Source organism: Streptomyces sp. NPDC051452 (assembly GCF_044454765.1).
In the GTDB taxonomy this organism is placed as follows: domain Bacteria; phylum Actinomycetota; class Actinomycetes; order Streptomycetales; family Streptomycetaceae; genus Streptomyces.
On the sequence record NZ_JBITEB010000005.1, the window covers coordinates 406,552 to 424,562 of the forward strand.

Annotated in this window: 15 protein-coding genes; 6 read left to right on the top strand and 9 right to left on the bottom strand. The window is 72.0% G+C overall.

Going from position 1 to position 18,011, the window contains the following annotated elements:
* Window positions 1-49: 49 nt before the first annotated feature.
* Window positions 50-1,105, bottom strand: a complete 1,056-nt coding sequence (locus tag ACIBA9_RS16790) for a BMP family protein (protein ID WP_399363580.1) — start codon at window positions 1,103-1,105, stop codon at window positions 50-52.
* Between the two features lie 313 nt (window positions 1,106-1,418).
* Window positions 1,419-2,654 carry an amidohydrolase gene (locus ACIBA9_RS16795; RefSeq protein ID WP_399363582.1) on the bottom strand — a complete coding sequence of 412 codons (1,236 nt, stop codon included), beginning with the start codon at window positions 2,652-2,654 and terminating at the stop codon, window positions 1,419-1,421.
* A gap of 234 nt (window positions 2,655-2,888) precedes the next feature.
* Between ACIBA9_RS16795 and ACIBA9_RS16800 the strand changes: the two genes are divergently transcribed.
* On the top strand, window positions 2,889-3,587 hold the full coding sequence (locus ACIBA9_RS16800; RefSeq protein WP_399363584.1) for a class I SAM-dependent DNA methyltransferase: 699 nt from the start codon (window positions 2,889-2,891) through the stop codon (window positions 3,585-3,587).
* A 103-nt stretch (window positions 3,588-3,690) separates the two neighbouring features.
* Here the strand turns inward: ACIBA9_RS16800 and ACIBA9_RS16805 are convergent, their stop codons facing one another.
* The 4 genes from ACIBA9_RS16805 to ACIBA9_RS16820 are packed head-to-tail and all read right to left on the bottom strand — an operon-like array spanning window position 3,691 to window position 8,436.
* Window positions 3,691-4,839 (bottom strand): hypothetical protein, encoded by a 1,149-nt coding sequence (locus ACIBA9_RS16805; protein WP_399363586.1) that lies wholly within the window; start codon window positions 4,837-4,839, stop codon window positions 3,691-3,693.
* 46 nt (window positions 4,840-4,885) lie between these two features.
* On the bottom strand, window positions 4,886-5,824 hold the full coding sequence (locus tag ACIBA9_RS16810; RefSeq protein WP_393902520.1) for an N-acetylneuraminate synthase family protein: 939 nt from the start codon (window positions 5,822-5,824) through the stop codon (window positions 4,886-4,888).
* A 12-nt stretch (window positions 5,825-5,836) separates the two neighbouring features.
* The gene (locus ACIBA9_RS16815) at window positions 5,837-7,081 is read right to left on the bottom strand and encodes a cytidylyltransferase domain-containing protein (RefSeq protein ID WP_399363588.1); all 1,245 of its coding nucleotides are present in this window, start codon (window positions 7,079-7,081) and stop codon (window positions 5,837-5,839) included.
* Between the two features lie 23 nt (window positions 7,082-7,104).
* On the bottom strand, window positions 7,105-8,436 hold the full coding sequence (locus ACIBA9_RS16820; RefSeq protein ID WP_399363590.1) for a DUF6716 putative glycosyltransferase: 1,332 nt from the start codon (window positions 8,434-8,436) through the stop codon (window positions 7,105-7,107).
* 199 nt (window positions 8,437-8,635) lie between these two features.
* On the opposite strand from ACIBA9_RS16820, the gene ACIBA9_RS16825 reads away from it, so the two are divergent.
* The 3 genes from ACIBA9_RS16825 (at window position 8,636) to ACIBA9_RS16835 (ending at window position 12,393) form a co-directional block, all read left to right on the top strand.
* Complete coding sequence (locus tag ACIBA9_RS16825) at window positions 8,636-9,613, top strand: glycosyltransferase family 2 protein (protein ID WP_362150778.1); 978 nt, start codon at window positions 8,636-8,638, stop codon at window positions 9,611-9,613.
* The gene (locus tag ACIBA9_RS16830) at window positions 9,610-10,944 is read left to right on the top strand and encodes a polysialyltransferase family glycosyltransferase (RefSeq protein ID WP_399363593.1); all 1,335 of its coding nucleotides are present in this window, start codon (window positions 9,610-9,612) and stop codon (window positions 10,942-10,944) included. The genes ACIBA9_RS16825 and ACIBA9_RS16830 overlap by 4 nt, the downstream gene beginning before the upstream one ends.
* A gap of 240 nt (window positions 10,945-11,184) precedes the next feature.
* Window positions 11,185-12,393 (top strand): acyltransferase family protein, encoded by a 1,209-nt coding sequence (locus tag ACIBA9_RS16835; protein WP_399363595.1) that lies wholly within the window; start codon window positions 11,185-11,187, stop codon window positions 12,391-12,393.
* A gap of 6 nt (window positions 12,394-12,399) precedes the next feature.
* On the opposite strand, the gene ACIBA9_RS16840 is transcribed toward ACIBA9_RS16835, so the two are convergent.
* Complete coding sequence (locus tag ACIBA9_RS16840; protein ID WP_399363596.1) at window positions 12,400-13,050, bottom strand: TetR/AcrR family transcriptional regulator C-terminal domain-containing protein; 651 nt, start codon at window positions 13,048-13,050, stop codon at window positions 12,400-12,402.
* 71 nt (window positions 13,051-13,121) lie between these two features.
* Between ACIBA9_RS16840 and ACIBA9_RS16845 the strand changes: the two genes are divergently transcribed.
* A complete protein-coding gene (locus tag ACIBA9_RS16845) occupies window positions 13,122-14,504 on the top strand; it encodes an FAD-dependent monooxygenase (protein WP_399363598.1) in 1,383 nt (460 codons plus the stop codon).
* 78 nt (window positions 14,505-14,582) lie between these two features.
* Here ACIBA9_RS16845 and leuE read toward each other — a convergent pair whose 3' ends face one another.
* Window positions 14,583-15,236, bottom strand: coding sequence for a leucine efflux protein LeuE (gene leuE, locus ACIBA9_RS16850; RefSeq protein ID WP_399363600.1), 654 nt, complete (start codon window positions 15,234-15,236; stop codon window positions 14,583-14,585).
* A gap of 59 nt (window positions 15,237-15,295) precedes the next feature.
* On the bottom strand, window positions 15,296-16,876 hold the full coding sequence (locus ACIBA9_RS16855; protein ID WP_362150765.1) for a methylmalonyl-CoA mutase family protein: 1,581 nt from the start codon (window positions 16,874-16,876) through the stop codon (window positions 15,296-15,298).
* An 80-nt stretch (window positions 16,877-16,956) separates the two neighbouring features.
* Here ACIBA9_RS16855 and ACIBA9_RS16860 point away from each other — a divergent pair, with 80 nt between their 5' ends.
* Window positions 16,957-17,832: a L,D-transpeptidase family protein gene (locus tag ACIBA9_RS16860; RefSeq protein WP_399363603.1), complete on the top strand. Its 876-nt coding sequence runs from the start codon at window positions 16,957-16,959 to the stop codon at window positions 17,830-17,832.
* The last annotated feature ends 179 nt before the right edge of the window (window positions 17,833-18,011 follow it).

The window sequence follows — 18,011 nt, forward strand, 5'->3', positions numbered from 1 at the left end:
TCCGAAGGCGCCCCCGCGCCGAGCCTCAGGTCCGGCGGGGACCGTCAGATCACGGGGTCGTCTTGACCTTGACGGAACCGTCGACGATCTTCTTCTTCGCCGCGTCCAGCTTGGCCTTGATGTCGTCGATGAAGCCGCCGCTCGTGGAGAGCGAGACACCGTTCTTCTCGAGCGAGTACGTGTTGGTGCCGGTCAGCGGCTTGCCGTCCTTGACCGACTTCACGAAGTCGTAGACACCGACGTCGACGTTCTTGACCATCGAGGTCAGGATCGAGTTCTTGTACTTGGCCAGACCCGGGATCTGGTACTGGTCGGAGTCCACACCGATGGCCCAGGCGCCCTTGACGCCGCTGACGGCCTCGATCGCGCCGTTGCCGGAGGAGCCGGCGGCCGAGTAGACCACGTCGGCGCCGTTGTCCAGCATGCCCTGCGCGGCCTGCTTGCCCTTGTCGGGGCTGGCGAAACCGGAGGTGTCCGAGCCGTGGCTCAGGTACTGGGTGTCGACCTTGATCTTCGGGTTGGTGGCCTTGACGCCCTGGACGTAACCGGCCTCGAACTTCTTGATCAGCGGGCTGTCGACGCCGCCGATGAAGCCGACGTGGTCCTTCTTCGTCTTCAGCGCGGCCGCGACACCGGCCAGGTAGGAGCCCTGCTCCTCGGTGAAGGTGATGCTGTCGACGTTCTTGCCGGGCACCACGGCGTCGATCAGACCGAACGACGTCTTCGGGAACTGCTTGGAGACCTTGTCGACGGCCGGCGCGTAGGTGTAGCCGACGGCGATGATCGGGTTGTAACCGGCCTGGGCCAGGTCCGTGAGGCGCTGGTCACGGTCGGCCGGGGTGTCCGAGGACTTGGCGGTCAGCTCCTTGATGGAACCGCCGAACTCCGTCTTGGCCTTGTCGGCACCGCGCGCGGCGGAGTCGTTGAAGGAGCGGTCACCACGGCCGCCGACGTCGTAGGCGAGACCGATCTTGACGCCCTTGCCGCCGCCCGCGGAGGACGAGTCGGTGGTGTTGTCGGAGGAGGTGCTGCCACACGCGGTGGCAGTCATGGCGAGAGCTGCGGTGGCGATACACGCAGCGGAAAGCTTGGCTACCCGGCGCACGGGAGGCTCCTTCACCTGACCTGAGCGCCGTGTCGGCGCTTGATGGGAGCACCGTGACGGTGCCCCAGCCGAGACGCCCCCATTGGCGTCGGCTTCGCGGCATCGTAACGCGCGTAGATGTCGCAAAAAACCCTCTAGGGAAGCCGTTATCGATTCGAGGCAAACAGCATCTGAACTCGGCCTCCAACCTCTCCCACGCCATTGTTGCGCCCCGCGTACGAATGGCTCACGAGCGTGTTGCGCCGGACGGCGAAAGGTGCTGGAAGGGGGCCGGAAGGGGCCGCCCCCATGGCGGGGGCCGCCCGTTCGCCGCTCAGCTCCCGGTCGCGTCGGCTTCCAGGAACGCCGCCGCCGTGAACATCTCCACGCCGACCGTGATCGCGCGCTCGTCGGCGTCGAAGTCGCCCTGGTGCAGGTCACGGGAGGTGCGGTCGCCGGGGGTGCGGACGCCGAGGCGGGCCATCGCGCCCGGCACCTCCTCCAGGTACCAGGAGAAGTCCTCGCCGCCGAGGCTCTGCTGCGTGCTCTCCACGGAGCTCATGCCGCGCCGGGCGACCATGGACCTGCGCAGCAGGTCGGTGGATTCCCGGTCGTTGACCACGGGCGGCACCCCGCGCATGTAGTTGATCTCCGACTTGGCCCGGTGCAGGGTGGCGACCTCGTCGATGGCCGCGTGCACGATGTCGGGCGCGTCCCGCCAGGCGTTCAGGTCCAGGCAGCGGACCGTGCCGGACAGCTCGGCGTGCTGCGGGACCACGTTCGGCGCGTGGCCGGACTCGATCCGGCCCCAGGTCACGGCGAGCCCCGCGCGGGTGTCGACGCGCCGGGCGACCAGCGCGGGCACGTCGAGCGCGACGCGCGCGGCGGCGGTGACCAGGTCGGTGGTCAGATGGGGGCGGGCGGTGTGGCCGCCGGGGCCGTCGAGGGCGATCTCCAGCCGGTCGCAGGCGCTGGTGATCGGCCCGTGCCGCAGCCCGACCTTGCCGACGTCCACCTTGGGGTCGCAGTGCACGGCGAGGATCCGGCCGACCCCGTCCAGGGCCCCGTCCACGATGGCCCCGAGGGCGCCGCCGGGCAATACCTCCTCGGCGGGCTGGAACACCAGCCGTACCGGGCGGGACAGCAGGCCCTTGGCGTGCAGGTCGGCGAGGACGAGCCCGGCGCCGAGGACGATGGTGGTGTGCATGTCGTGCCCGCAGGCGTGGGCGCGGTCCGGGACGGTGGACCGGTAGGGGCAGTCCGTCTTGGTGTCCGGGATGGGCAGGGCGTCGATGTCCGCGCGCAGGGCCAGGATGGGTACGGCCGGCCGCTCACCCTCCGCGAGTCCGATGTCACAGACGAGTCCGGTCCCGCTGGCGAGGACGCGCGGCCGCAGCCCGGCGCGCTCCAGCCGTTCCTTGATCGCGGCGGTGGTACGGAACTCCTGATTGCCCAGCTCGGGATGCATATGCAAGTCGCGACGGAAAGCGACGAGTTCGGCATGCAGGGGCTCGCTCAGCACACCGGGGAGCACATCCCCCGCGAGGCCGGACTCGGACTCTACGGACATCAATTGCTTCACCCTCTGAAGGGTAGGACGCCCGATGGTCAACTACCCCTCGATCAACAAAAGTTCAGCCCGTTAGGGGCAGAAAATCTGACCGGCGGACGCATGGCGGCGGACTCGGATGGGTAAAAGCTCTTTTTCCTCCCTTCCACGGATACCACGCCTCGGTGGAGTCACGCTCGCCATGTCCAGGAACCGGACCCGCGCGTCGCTTGCCTCCGGCTAGGGTCCGCGGTCGTGAGCGACTCGATCCCGGACTTCCTGCGCACCACCCGCGCCTCCTACGACAGGATCGCCAAGGACTACGCGGCCGCCTTCCCCGGCGGTCCGCCCCATCCGCTGGACCAGGCCCTGATCACCGCTTTCGCGGAGCTGACCGCCGCGCACGGCACGGCCCCGGTGGCCGACCTGGGCAGCGGTCCCGGTCATGTCACCGCGCTGCTCCATGCGAGGGGCGTGCCCGCCTTCGGCGTCGACGTCTCCCCCGCCATGGTGGAGCTCGCCCGCCGGACCCACCCCGAGGTGCGCTTCCATGTGGGTTCGATGACGTCCCTGGACCTGCCGGACGGCACGCTGGGCGGCATCCTGGCCCTCTATTCGACGATCCACGTCCCCGACGACCAGTTGCCGAGGGCCTTCGCGGAGTTTTGCCGCACCCTGACGCCCGGCGGACACGTCCTGCTCGCCTTCCAGACCGGAGACGAGCCGGGCCGCCTCCATCTGGCCGAACGCTTCGGCCACGAGATCGACCTCCGCTACTACTGGCGCACGCCGGAGCAGATCGCGGCACCGCTGACGGCGGCGGGGCTGGAGCTGGTGGCGCGGGTGCGCCGGGAGCCGACCGGGGACGAGCTGCGTCCCCGGGCGTTCGTCCTGGCCAGACGCCCGGTGGAGACCACCGCGGGGACCCCGGCGGAGCCCGCTCCACGCACGTGAGCGCGGACCCCGTGGGCCGTTGTCCGCGGCGGGGCCGTTTCCGCTCCCGCCGGGACCCGTCGTGACTCGCCTGACCCGGCTCGCCCACACCGGCCGGGCCGGGTCAGGCGAGCCCCACCGCCGCCAGCCGGTGGACGTCCCTGGCCGTCCCCGTCACGCCCGACAGGAAGCCCTGGGCGCGGGGGGAGGCGTTCTCGGTCAGCCAGGCCGGGTCGATGTCGCAGACGGCGACGCGGACACCCGTGCCGGCCAGCGCCAGCGGCAGGGTGTGGACGACCGTCGAGGGGAAGCTGAGGATCGTGCGGCCGATCGGGCCGCGGCGGGCGATCAGTTCGAGGGGGAGGTCCGGGCGGACTATCTCCAGGCCGGTCTCAACGGCCAGGCGGTGCAGTTTCTCCGCGCTCTCCCGGCGATGGGCGAAGTAGCGGGTGACGCCGTGCGCCTTGGCCAGGCCGCGGACCGCCTCCAGGTAGCGGTCGCCGTCGACGACCCCGGTCTCCACCAGGGAGGTGCCGACCATGTCCGCGGTCCTGGTGATGCGCGGCGGACCGAAGCGGGACCGGGTCCAGGAGAAGGCGTTGTCCGTGACGGTGACGCCCGGCGGGGTCTCGGTCACCGGCATCGAGGAGAACACCTCGACGCGGCGGCGGTCGCTCGGGGTCAGCCGGCGCCGGGCCGAGGAGGACACCGGCGCGAAGAGCAGGTCGCGAGGGCCGGGCCGGCCGCCCTTGCGGTGCCAGCGGACCAGGCGCTCGCCGCGGGCCAGCTGGGCGACGAACTCCATGGTCGCCGTGCCGTCGTCGACGACGACCAGGTCGCGGGCGCGGGTGATGGTCAGCAGCAGCTGGACGTAGCGGGAGAAGGGGTCTCCCATGACGACGCGGTCGGCCCGGCGCAGCGGACCGGCCAGGCCGCCGATGGTGTGGAAGGGCGCGGTCGTGCCGCCCCGTGCCTCCTCCCAGCGCACCCGGTACCCCTCGTCGCGGGCCAGGTCGGCCATGCGGCGCAGCTGGCCCCGGGTCATGGGGTCGGTCGGGGACAGGACGACGACGGTGAGCTCCGCGCCGGCCGCCGGGTCCGTGCCGGCGACCGTCCGCCGTATCTGCGCGGGCACGGACGGCAGGGGGTCCGGATCCGCGGTGCGCAGGCCGTGCAGGTGCGCCCACTCCAGTACGTTCAGCAGCTGGACGGGGCTCTCCACGAAGGCGAGCGTGCGGGGAGGGTGGCCGGTGTGACCGGCGCGGGGGCTCATCGGCGTACGACCGTCCCGTTGGGGGGAGTTGAGGCAGTCAGGGCGCTCAGACGGCGACCGGCTCGCCGGCGGCGGCGGCGATCTCCGCCTCGGCGACGACGCCCGTGACGCGGCGCAGCTTCTTCATCGGGCCCAGCTCGGAGTCGTAGACCTTCTTGACGCCGTCGCCGAGGGAGGCCTCGATGGTGCGGATGTCGCGGACGAGGCGCGTGAGGCCCTGCGGCTCGACGGAGGCGGCCTGGTCGGAGCCCCACATCGCGCGGTCGAGGGTGATGTGGCGCTCGACGAAGGTGGCGCCCAGGGCGACGGCGGCCAGCGTGGTCTGCAGGCCGGTCTCGTGGCCGGAGTAGCCGATCGGGACGTTCGGGAACTCCTTCTCCAGCGTGTTGATCACGCGGAGGTTCAGCTCCTCGGCCTTCGCCGGGTAGGTCGACGTGGCGTGGCACATCAGGATGTTGTCACTGCCGAGGACCTCGACCGCGTGGCGGATCTGGCGCGCGGTGGACATGCCGGTGGAGAGGATGACCGCGCGGCCGGTGGCACGCAGGGCCTTCAGCAGCTCGTCGTCGGTGAGGGAGGCGGAGGCCACCTTGTGGGCGGGGACGTCGAACTTCTCCAGGAAGGCGACGGCCTCGGTGTCCCAGGGAGAGGCGAACCAGGCGATGTTCCTGCTCTTGCAGTACTCGTCGATCTGGCGGTACTCGTCCTCGCCGAACTCCACGCGGTGGCGGTAGTCGATGTAGGTCATCCGGCCCCAGGGGGTGTCGCGCTCGATGTCCCACTGGTCGCGCGGGGTGCAGATCTCCGGGGTGCGCTTCTGGAACTTCACGGCGTCGCAGCCGGCCTCGGCGGCCACGTCGATCAGCTTGAAGGCGTTCTCCAGCTCACCGTTGTGGTTGATGCCGATCTCGCCGCAGATGTAGACGGGGCGGCCGGGGCCGACCTCACGCGAACCGAACGTGCGCAGACGGGAGTTGGTGCTCATCAGGAGATGTCCTTACTTGGGGAGGGAATCGAGAGAGGGGCCGAGGATCCAGCTGGCGATCTCTCGGATCGCGCCGTCGCCGCCGGGGACGGTGGTGACCGCGCGTGCGGCGCCGCGTACGACGTCGTGGGCGCTTGCGACCGCCACGGGCCAGCCCACGAGGGCGAAGCACGGGAGGTCGTTGACGTCGTTGCCGACGTAGAGCACGCGCTCCGGCGCGATGCCCTGCTCCTCGCACCACTGCTTGAGGGCGAGGTCCTTGCGGTCGATGCCGTGCAGTACCGGGAGCCTGAGCTTCCGGGCGCGGGCGGCGACCACGGGGTTCTGTTCCGTGGACAGGATCAGCATCTTCAGGCCGCTTCTGCGCAGCGCCGCGATGCCGAGTCCGTCGCCGCGGTGCACGGAGACGAACTCCCGTCCGTCGGAGTCGATCAGCACCCGGTCGTCGGTCTGGGTGCCGTCGAAGTCCAGTACGACCGCGTCGATGTCGTCGGCGGTCGGCAGCGAACCGGGGCGGTCCGCGTCGAAGAGGGGGGCCAGCGCGCGGGCGCGGGCCAGGTCGTGCGGGTCGTCGATCTCCAGCACCCGGGCGGGGTCGGTGCGCACCAGCTCGGTGCGGCCGAAGAAGCGGTGGCGGTGCTCGCGGAAGCCGGGCGCGTGCATCGCGTAGGCGGCGCCGGTCTCCAGCAGGTCCTGCGGGCGGTCCTGGCGGCGCGGGCGGAAGGACTTGTCGTGGTTGACGCCGAACCCGCCGCCCGTCTCGGGGGCGTTGATCTCGTCGGTGCCGTCCCGCCAGACGAAGCCGTGGAAGGGGGCGACGGTGACGGCGGTGTCGGCTCCGTTCTCGACGACGGCGGCGGCGACCGCGTCGATGTCCTCGCGGACGATGAACGGGCTGGTGCACTGCACGAGCAGCACCGCGTCGACCGCCGAGCCGTGCAGGGCCTCGTGGGCGTCCATGGCGTGCAGCACCGCGGCCTCCGAGGTCGCCGTGTCACCGGCGATGGCGGCGGGCCGCAGCACGACCTCGGCGCCGGCCTGCCGGGCGGCGGCCGCGATGGCCTGGTCGTCGGTGGACACGACGACGTCGGTCACCAGCCGGGTGGCCCGGCACTCGCGCACCGCCCGGGCCACCAGCGGGACACCGCCCACGGGGGCGAGGTTCTTCGCGGGCACGCCCTTGGAGCCGCCACGGGCGGGGATCACCGCGAGCACCCGTCGCATCGAGGCGCCCTGGCCCGCTTCCGGGTCGGTCATGACATCCACTCCTTGGAACGAGGTCACAGCTCTCCCATGCGCCGGATCACCGGGGCGACCCGCTGCACGCCGTGGCGGTAGGCGCCGCGCGCGGCGCGGCGCACGATCCGGCGGACGGGGCCGGGCGCCTTGTCGGCGGCGGGCGCGCCGGGCAGCGGGGCGCCGTCGGGGCCGAGGTGGTGGCGGGCCAGGATGCCGGGCAGATAGCCGGGCGCTGTCTCGGGGGTGTAGTAGGGGTTCAGGGGCGGCAGGCCGCCGGGTCGGTTCAGTAGTTCGGTGATGCGCGCGCGGGCGGTGTCGAAGGCGCTGTCGTAGGAGCCCGCCCCGGTGGCCGGGCCGCCGGCGGCGGCGACGCCCTGCCGGGCCACCCACCGCTCGTCGGGCACCGGGCGGTGTCCGGCGTCGAGCTGGTCCCAGGAGGCGAGGCAGCCGGAACCGGTGAAGTGGTGGTTGCCGAGCCCCTCGCGTACGCCCAGGTCGGTCAGGACGACCGTGGGGATCCGGCGGTGCAGCGCCTCCAGGGCGGCCGTGGAGCTGACCGTGACCAGCAGGTCGGTGCGGTCCAGCACCTCGCCCATGTGGCCGTACACGAGACGGAAGTTGGCCGGCGGTTCCATGCCCTGGACGAGCTTTTGGTAGGGCAGCTCCTCGATGTGCGTGGTGTGCTCGCCCGGCTTGGAGCGCAGCTTCAGCAGCACCTCGCGGCGCGGGTGCGTGCGGGCGTGCCGGATCAGCCGGTCGAGCAGGTAGGCGCGGTCCCGGCGGTTGTCCGGGACGGACGGCTGGGCCGCGAACACGACCGTGTAGGGCGCGTGTTCACCGGTGTAGGGGGCCCCGCCCAGGAAGGGCAGGGCCACCTCGGTCACCGAGGAGGCGTCGGCGCCCACCCCCTCGTACACGGCCCGGAAGCGGTCCGCGTCGTGGGCCGAGTTGGCGAGGACGAGGTCCGCGCCGTGCCGCAGCAGCAGCCCGTCGGTGAGCTTCTCGTAGACGACGCCGACATAGCCGGTGACGACGACGGGACGTCTGCCGGTGCCCCAGGCGGCGCGCAGGCCGTGCAGCATCGCCTGCACCCCGCCGCCGACCAGGGCGAGGACGAGGACGTCGTACGACTCCTCGGTCATCGCGCGCAGGAACTCGGCGCCGGTGACCTCGTGGAGCGCGTCCGCCCGGACGCCGACCTCCTGGAGCTGGCGGGGTGTCGGGGTGGCGCGTCCGCGCAGGAGGTAGCCGTCGAGCCGGACCTCGGCATCCGCGGGAGTGAGACGCCGCGCGGTGAGCGCGCCCCACTTCCATCGGGTGTCGGAGTCCGCCAGGACGGCGACCCGCAGAGACTTCGTTGCACTTACTGGCACGTCCAAGACGCTAGGAAGCGATTTCGAGGTCCCGCCCAACCCGAATACAACAAACGGTTAACAGCGCATCGCCGAATGGCGAATCGGGCCGTGAGCGCGCCGTGAAAAGGCCTGGTTCACAGCTTCGCCATGCGTCGTTCACCCCGTATCAAGCAGACCGTCAAGACGAATGACGGGGCTTCGTCCTAACGTCGCTGACGTGGTCAAGCTCTCCGTCATCGTGCCGTTCTACAACGTGCAGCAATATGCGCCCGACACGCTCAGGAGTCTGCGTGCGAACGCGCGTGAGGACTTCGAATTCATTCTCGTCGACGACTGTTCCCGCGACGGGACACCAGAGATCCTCGCGCGTGCGGAGCGCGAGCTGCCGGGCGCGGTCCTCGTCCGGCACGAACAGAACGGGGGGCTGGCGACCGCGCGCAACACCGGGATCGACCGGGCGCGCGGCGAGTACCTCACCTTCCTGGACGGCGACGACTGGCTCGCCCCCGGCTACTTCCCGCGACTGGTCGCGGCCATCGAGGGGCTGGGCTGCGACTTCCTGCGCACCGACCATGTGCAGTGCACGGGCCGGGCGCGCAGCGTGCACCGGGTGCCCGTCGGCCGGCGCGACGTGGTGCTGGACCCGCGCGAGGCGATCCTGCCCGCCGACCGGTCCACCTCCGTGGACTACGCCTACGCCTGGGCGGGTGTCTACCACCGCCGGCTGGTGGACAAGGGCCTGCTGCACTTCACCGACGGGCTGCGCACGGCCGAGGACCGGCCGTGGATCTGGAAGCTGCACCGGGAGGCGGAATCCTTCGCCGCGGTGAGCCTGCTCGGGGTGTTCTACCGGCGCGGAGTCGCCTCGTCGCTCACCCAGATCGGTGATGTGCGGCAGCTCGACTTCATTCGCGCGTTCGATCAGGTCGTCGCGGAGACCGCCGAGGATCCGCAGGCCGACGCGCTGCTGCCCAAGGCCGTCCGCACCTACTGCGCGATCATCTCCCATCACCTGGGATCCATCGAAAGGTTCGAGCCGGCGGTGGCGAAGAAACTCAAGTCCCTGAGCGCCGGGGCCCTGCGGCGCATGCCGCAGGGCGTGCTGGACGAGGCGCTGGACTCCATGGACCTCCAGCGCGCCACGAAGCTGCGCCGGCTGCGCCGCCGTCCCGCCACCGCGGGAGCCGCCGCGTGACCACCCAGATCTTCCAGGCGTCGACGCTGTACGGCACGGCCACGCTCGCCGCCGCCCTGGACTCCGGCTGCTTTCCCCTCGCCGACCGGCGGATCCTGCTGGTCTGCAACAACGCGCTCACGCCCGAGACCTCGCCGGGCCTGGACGAGATGCCCGGCTTCGAGAAGCTGCGCGACCGGTTCGACGACGTGCTGTCGTACAACGCGGCGATCTCCCCGTTCCACCCGGGCGGCTGGGCGCCGCGGATGGACGACCTGCCGCTGTGGGAGCGCTATCTGCGCCACGAGTGGCGGCTGGGCGACGACGACGTGACGCTGGCCGTGGAGTCCATCCAGGTCAATCCCTCGCTGAGCCTCGCGCAGATCTTCACCGGCGCCCCGGTCACCGTCTACGCCGACGGCCTGATGAGCTACGGCCCCACCCGCAACAAGATCGACCCGCTGGTCGGCACCCGCGTGGACCGGGTGCTCCACCTGGACCTGGTGCCGGGTCTCGAGCCCTTGCTGCTCACCGAGTTCCAGGTGCCCGGCGAGATCGTGCCGACACCGGCCTTCACCAAGGTGCTCGCCGAACTCGCCTCGTCCGGCGACGGACTGCCGGCCGTCGAGGAGCCCGCGCTGCTGCTCGGCCAGTACCTGTCCGCGCTCGACATCCTCACCGCCGCGCAGGAGGAGGACCTGCATGTGCGGATGCTGGAGGGCGTGGCCGCGCTCGGCCACACCACGGTGGTGTTCAAACCGCACCCGTCGGCCCCGGCCCGCTTCACCCGCTCCCTGGAGAAGGAGGCGGAGAGGCTCGGCGTGGAGCTGACCGTGCTCGACACGCCGGTACTGGCCGAGGTGCTGTACCAGCGGATGCGTCCCGCCCTGGTGGTCGGCTGCTTCTCCACCGCCCTGCTCACCGCCTCCGCGCTGTACGGCCTGCCGGTCGCCCGGACCGGCACCGGGCTGCTGCTGGAGCGGCTGACGCCGTACGAGAACAGCAACCGCGTCCCGGTCACCGTCGTCGACGCGCTGCTGCCCGAGCTGGGCGACCGCGCGGCCGTCGCCGAACAGCGCCGGGGCATGGACGTCGACGCGCTGGGCGCGCTGGTGCGTGCGGTGGGCTTCGCGATGCAGCCGAGGATCCTGCCGGGTCTGCGCGCGCAGACCGAGGCCTTTCTGGCGGGGAACCTGAGCGAGCGGACCCTGCGGTACTTCAAGCGCAGGCGGCTGACCTCACTGGCCCTGCCCGGCGGGCTGCCGGCCCAGCTGTCGTTCATCCCGCGCAACGCCACGGTCCGCCGGGTGGCCCGTACGGCGCGTGGTCTGCGCCGGGGCGTGCGCCGCTGAGTCCGGTGTGCCGACGGTGGGGGCGGGCCCGGCGACCGGGCCCGCCCCTCCTCGGAGAAATCGGAAAGGTAAAACGACGTTCGGGTTAACGAACTCGGACGAGCGAGCGAATGATGGGGACTGTCCATCCGGTCATTTCCGTGATTCGCCCAGGTGTCGGTCTCGCGACGCCCTCGGACCAGGGTTCTTCACAAATAGGTCCGAGATGATCAGCTTTTTGTCGGGTAAATTCCGAGCATCATGGCTGCCTCCTCGCCCACCCTTGCCACCCGTCCCCTCACCCCCGCTTCCGCGCCCGCCTCCGCGCCCGCCGACGCGGCCGGCCGCGGGAACCGGCTGCTCGCCCTGGACGGACTGCGGCTCGTGGCCGCTTTGATGGTCTGCCTCTACCACTACGCCGGTCGCGGCGGAGCGGTCTCCGGGTCCTGGCACCAGAGCCCGGCGCACGTCTTCCCGACCCTGTCCCGGGCGGCCACCTACGGCTGTCTCGGCGTGCAGTTCTTCTTCGTCATCAGCGGTTTCGTCATCTGCATGAGCAGTTGGGGCCGCACCCTCGGCGACTTCTTCCGGTCCCGGGTCGCCCGTCTCTACCCCGCCTACTGGGTCGCCCTGGTGCTGGTCACCGCGGCGGCCGTCGCCCTTCCGGTGGTCGTCCACCCGGTCCGGCCCGATGAGTTCCTGGTCAATCTGACGATGCTGCAACAGCCGATGGGCGCCGACCGCGTCCTCGGCGTGTGCTGGACGCTCTGGGTCGAGGTGCGCTTCTACGCGCTGTTCGCCCTGTTCGTCGTCGTGCGGGGCGTCACCTACCGGCGCGTGGTGCTCTTCGCCGGTGTCTGGACGCTGGCGGCGGTGGTGTGCCGCACGTCCGGCAACGCGCTGACGGACCAGCTGGTCATGCCGGACTACGCCCCGTTCTTCATCGGCGGTCTCGCCCTCTATCTGATCCACCGCTTCGGCAGTGACCTGCTGCTGTGGGGCATCGTCGCGGTCTCCTGGCTGCTCGGGCAGAGCAACGCCACGCGCGGTCTGTGGCACGCCGGCGCCCGGGGCGACTTCCATCGCGACCCGTGGGTCATCACGGCGGTCGTCACCCTCGCCTTCGCCGCGGTCGCCGCCGTGGCCCTCGGCTGGACCCGGCGGGCCACCTGGTCCTGGCTGGTCACGGCCGGGGCGCTGACGTACCCGTTCTACCTGGTCCACGAGCACCTGGGCTGGTTCGTCATCCGGGTGCTGCACCGGGGCCTCGGCCTGCCGCCGTGGCCGACGCTGGCCGCGACCGTGCTCGGGATGCTGCTGCTGGCCTGGCTGATCCACCGGTTCGTGGAGAAACCGCTCGGGCCCCGGCTGCGAAAAGCGCTCAAGAGGCCGCGTCCATCGGTGATTTCCGCCGAGTTCACCCTTCCGAAGGACGCGGAGCCCGCCGGAAGGGGAGCCGGCCGGGCCTGAGAAAGCTCAGCCGATCCCGTAGCGCGCCTCGATGCCGGCGATCACCAGGGCCAGCCCCTCCTCGAACTGCCGGTCGTAGTCGTCGAAGAGCACCCGCCCGGCCTCGGCCGCGAGGGGGAAGTCGGCCAGGCGCCGGGCGCGTTCCTCGATGTCGTACCCCTGTCGGCGCTCGCCGGCCAGGGGTACGACGCCCTGCTCCTCGATGACGAAGCCGATGGTGAACATGGTGCCGGCCCGGGCCGCGTCGACCGCCTGGACCAGGGTGAGCCCGGCGCCGGTCAGGACGCGCAGATGCTCCTCCAGCTCGCGGGCGTGGGCCGTGCCCGTGAAGCGTGAGCCGCTGTAGACCTTGGCGCCGTCGCGGTAGCCGAGCAGCGCGGCCCGCAGCGCGCGGTTGACCCTCAGCAGCCGCTCGCGCCAGGTGTCGGCGGGGTCGAGCGCGATGTCGGCGACCATCCGGCGGTACATCTGCGTCGCCATCTCGTCCAGCAGCTCCTGCTTGTCCTTGAAGTGCCAGTACAGCGCGGGCGCCTTGACGTCCAGTTCCCTCGCGATCGCGCGCAGGGTCAGCCCGTCCAGACCGGTCTCGTTCAGCAGCCGCAGCGCGGTGTCGGCGACCCGTGCGCGATCCAGGGGCGCTCGTCGTTCCGTACTCACACTTGACAGCTTAACAGCGTTAAGGGCACGCTCGCCGGTGACGGCACTTAACGGCGTTAAGGAGAGCAGTGATGGACGTCCTGATCGTGGGCGCGGGTCCCACGGGTCTCACCCTCGGTATCGACCTCGCCCGGCGCGGGGTGGACGCGCTGGTGGTGGAGCGGGCCGAGGCCCTGTTCCCCGGCTCGCGCGGCAAGGGGATCCAGCCGCGCACCCAGGAGGTCTTCGACGACCTCGGTGTGCTGGAGGCGATCCGGGCGGCCGGCGGCCCCTATCCCGCGCGGATGCTCTGGAAGGACGGCCGGCGGCTCGGCGAGCGGCCGATGTTCGACAGGGTGGAGCCCGAGGAGGGCGCGCCGTACACCGAGCCGCTGATGGTCGCCCAGTGGCGCACCCAGGAGGTCCTGTACGCGCGACTGGTCGAGCTCGGGGGCCGGGTCGCCTTCGGCCGCGAGGTGACGGGCCTGGAGCAGGACGCGGACGGCGTGACCGTGCGGTTCGCCGACGGCACGAGCGAGCGCGCCCGGTACGCCGTCGCCGCCGACGGCGGCCGGTCGGCCGTCCGGCGGGCCCTGGGGATCGGCATGGCCGGGGAGACGGTGGACCCCGCGCCGTTCCTGGTGGCGGACGTCCGGGTGCGGGAGCTCGACCGGGACCACTGGCACACGTTCACCGAGGACGACGGCACCGGCGTGGCCCTGTGCCCGCTGGCCGGCACCGAGGACTTCCAGCTCCAGGCGCGCCTCGCGGAGGGGACGCGGCCCGACCTCTCCCTCGATGGCATCCGCGGACTGGTCGCGGCGTACACGCACCTGGGCGCCGAGGACGTCACCGAGCTGCGCTGGGCCTCGGACTTCCGCCCCCGCGCCGCGCTGGCGGACCGCTTCCGGGACGGCCGGGTCCTCCTCGCCGGGGACGCGGCCCATCTGCACTCACCGGCCGGCGGACAGGGCCTGAACACCAGCGTGCAGGACGCCTACAACCTCGGCTGGAAGCTGGGCGCGGTGCTGCGGGGCCGGGCTCCCGAGGCCCTGCTGGACACCTACGAGGAGGAGCGGCGCCCCAACGCCGCGGCCATGCTGGGCCTGACGACGGGCGTGCACCGCGGGGAGGTGCGGCGCGGGCAGGCGACGGTACAGCTCGGGCTGGGCTACCCGCGCTCGTCGCTGAGCGTCGAGACACGCACCGCCCCGGCCGGGGTGCGGGCGGGCGACCGGGCCCCCGACGCCATGGTGGACGGCGTACGGCTGTTCGACGCCTTCCGGGGGCCGCACTGGACACTGCTGGGAGCGACGTCACCGGTCACGGGCGTACACGCGCTGCCGGCGGCCCCGCCGTCGTACGGGCCGGGCGTCTTCCTGGTCCGGCCCGACGGATACGTCGGCTGGGCGGGCGGGACGGCCGAGGGCCTGGCGGAGTACGCGGCGCGGACGGGAGCCCTGCACGCCGGGTGAGTCCGGCCCTCCCCCGCGGGCCGGGGTGAGTCGGCCCGCACGCGCGTACGCCTCGGGCCGGTCCCGTCGAACCGGACGTCAGGCACCGGCCAGCGACAGCTTCACCGCGAAGCCGAGGAACAGCGCACCGGCCGCCGTGGTCGCCGTCGCCGACAGCCGCTTGCGCCGGCGGAAGGCGGCCGCCAGACGGGTGCCGCCGAATATCAGCGCGCTGAGGTAGAGGAAGCTGGCCAGCTGGGCGAAGGCGCCGAGGACGACGAAGGAGAGGGCCGGGTAGGCATAGCCCGGGTCGACGAACTGCACGAAGAAGGCGACGAAGAACAGGATCGCCTTGGGGTTGAACAGGCTGACCACGAGGGCCCGGCTGAACGGCCGCTCCTCGGCGGCGACGGCCGCCCCGCCGGCGTCCTCCACCGTCCGCTCCCGCCGGGTGAGCCACATCGCCCGGGCGGAGCGCAGCATGCCGATCGCCAGCCAGGTCAGATAGCCGGCCCCCGCGTACTTCACGATCCCGAACAGCACGGCGTTGGCCTGCAGCAGCGAGGCGACTCCGGCGGCGGACAGCGTCATCAGCACGGTGTCGCCGCACCAGACGCCCGCGGCGGCGGTGTAGCCCGACCGCACACCGCGCCGGGCGGCGACGGACAGCACGTAGAGGGAGTTGGGGCCGGGCAGCAGGACGATCAGGATCAGGCCCGCGAGGTAGGTGGGAAGGTCGATGACGCCGAACATGGGAAGGAGTGTCGCACGGGGGTACGACATCGCGGCCGGGGCGGGGGGACCGCCCCGGCTCAGAACGTGTCCGCCGGCACGTAGGCCCCCCAGACCTCCCGCAGCGCGCCGCACACCTCGCCCACCGTGGCCCGCCGGCGCAGCGCCTCCCGCATCGGGTACAGCACGTTCTCCTCGCCCCCGGCCGCAGTCCGCAGCGCGTCCAGCGCCGCGTCCACCGCGCCCTGGTCGCGCCGGGCCCGCAACTCGGCCAGGCGTTCGACCTGCCGGGCCTCGATCGCCGGGTCCACCCGCAGCGGCTCGTACGGCTCCTCCTCGTCGAGCCGGAAGCGGTTGACGCCCACGACCACCCGCTCACCCGACTCGGTCTCCCGCGCGACGCGGTAGGCGTTGCGTTCGATCTCCGCCTTCTGGTAGCCCCGCTCGATCGCCGCCACCGCGCCACCCAGGTCCTCCACCGCGCGCATCAGGTCCAGGGCGGCCGCCTCGACGTCGTCCGTCATCCGCTCCACCGCGTAGGAGCCCGCGAAGGGGTCCACCGTGGCGGTCACGTCCGTCTCGTACGCCAGCACCTGCTGCGTGCGCAGCGCGAGGCGCGCGCTCTTGTCCGTCGGCAGCGCGATCGCCTCGTCGAAGGAGTTGGTGTGCAGGGACTGGGTGCCGCCGAGCACGGCGCCCAGGGCCTGGACTGCGACCCGGACCAGGTTCACCTCCGGCTGCTGCGCGGTCAGTTGCACACCGGCCGTCTGGGTGTGGAAGCGCAGCATCATCGACCTGGGGTCGCGCGCGCCGAACTCCTCGCGCATCACCCGAGCCCAGATCCGGCGTGCGGCACGGAACTTGGCGACCTCCTCCAACAGCGTCGTACGGGCCACGAAGAAGAACGACAGGCGCGGCGCGAAGTCGTCCACGGCCATGCCCGCCGCGATCGCCGTGCGCACGTACTCGATGGCGTCGGCGAGGGTGAAGGCGATCTCCTGCGCCGGCGTGGCCCCCGCCTCGGCCATGTGGTACCCGGAGATCGAGATCGTGTTCCACCTCGGGATCTCGGCCGCGCAGTACTCGAAGACGTCGGCGGTCAGCCGCAGGGACGGCTTGGGCGGGAAGATGTACGTGCCCCGCGCGATGTACTCCTTGAGCACGTCGTTCTGGATCGTCCCCGTCAACTGCTCGGCTCGTACGCCCTGCTCCTCGGCCACCAGTTGGTACAACAGAAGCAGCAGGGCCGCCGGTGCGTTGATCGTCATCGACGTCGAGACCCGATCCAGCGGGATCCCGTCGAACAGCGCGCGCATGTCGTCGACCGAGTCGATCGCCACGCCGACCTTGCCGACCTCGCCGTGGGCGAGCGGCGCGTCGGAGTCGTGGCCCATCTGGGTGGGCAGGTCGAAGGCGACGGACAGACCGGTGGTGCCGTGGGCGATCAGCCGCCGGTAGCGGGCGTTGGACTCGGCGGCGGTACCGAAGCCGGCGTACTGGCGCATGGTCCAGGGGCGGCCGGTGTACATGCTCGGGTACACCCCGCGGGTGAACGGGTACGACCCCGGCTCGCCCAGCTTTCCGGCCGGGTCCCAGCCGGTCAGGTCGGCCGGACCGTAGACCGGCTCGATGGGCAGACCGGATTCCGACTCGCGCGCCATGGGTTCCTCCGCGGTGCGTCCTCCTCCCCTTCACCATGCCCCGTAGTTGGACGGCGGTCACGCGGGGAAGCATCCCCCGCATGAGCATCCCGGGCAGACTCGTCGCCGTACTCGCCTCGGCCACCGCCCTCGCGGGCCTCTGCGGCTGCACCGTGCAACCACCGGACGCCGAGGGAAAGCACGGCCTGCCCGTGCACATCCGGCTGCCGTCGAGCCGTGGCCCCGGCCCCGCTCGTCCACCCTCGGACCCGCCCGCCGCGTCGGCACCGGCCGCGTCCTCGGTACCGCCATCCGCGTCCTCGGTACCGCCATCCGCGCCGGCGCCCCGGGTCCTGTGGTCGCGCGGCGACAGCGGACCGGGCGTTCGGGAGCTCCAGGCGCGGCTGCGCCAGGTGGACTGGCTGTTCGACGGGCCGACGGGGTCCTACGACGACCTGACCGAGCGGGCCGTCAGCGGCTTCCAGGGCAAGCGCGGGCTGCCCAGGACCGGCAGGACCGACATGGTGACCTGGCAGCGGCTGCTGGCGATGACGCGTCCGCCGGGAAAGTGGGAGCTGTACCTGATGGGCGGCCAGCCGGCCGACGCGCCCGATCCGCGCTGTCTGACCGGGCGGGTGCTGTGCATCAGCAAGACCACCCGCACCCTGCGCTGGATGGTCGACGGCCGAACGGTGTCGACCGTGGCCGTGCGCTTCGGCACCGAGTCCACCCCGACCCGCGAAGGTGTGTTCCACGTCTACTGGAAGTCGCGGCACCATGTGTCGACCCTCTACCACTCGCCGATGCCGTACGCCATGTTCTTCAGCGGGGGCCAGGCCGTGCACTATTCGTACGACTTCGCGGCGCGCGGTTACGCGGGAGGCTCGCACGGGTGCGTGAACGTCCGGGACGAGGCGGCGATCGCCCGGCTCTTCGACGAGGTGGGCGTCGGCGACAAGGTCGTCGTCCACTGGTGAGCGTCGCCGGCCGGCGAGAGCGGCGCGGCCGGGGTGCGTTGCGGGGCGGGGGGGGGGGCCCGGGGGCCGGGGCCCCCCCCCCCCCCGGGCCCCCCCCGGGGGGGGGGGGGGGGCCCCCCCCGCGGGGGGGGGCCCCCCCCCCCACCCCCCCCCCCCCCAAACCCCCCCCCCCCCCCCAA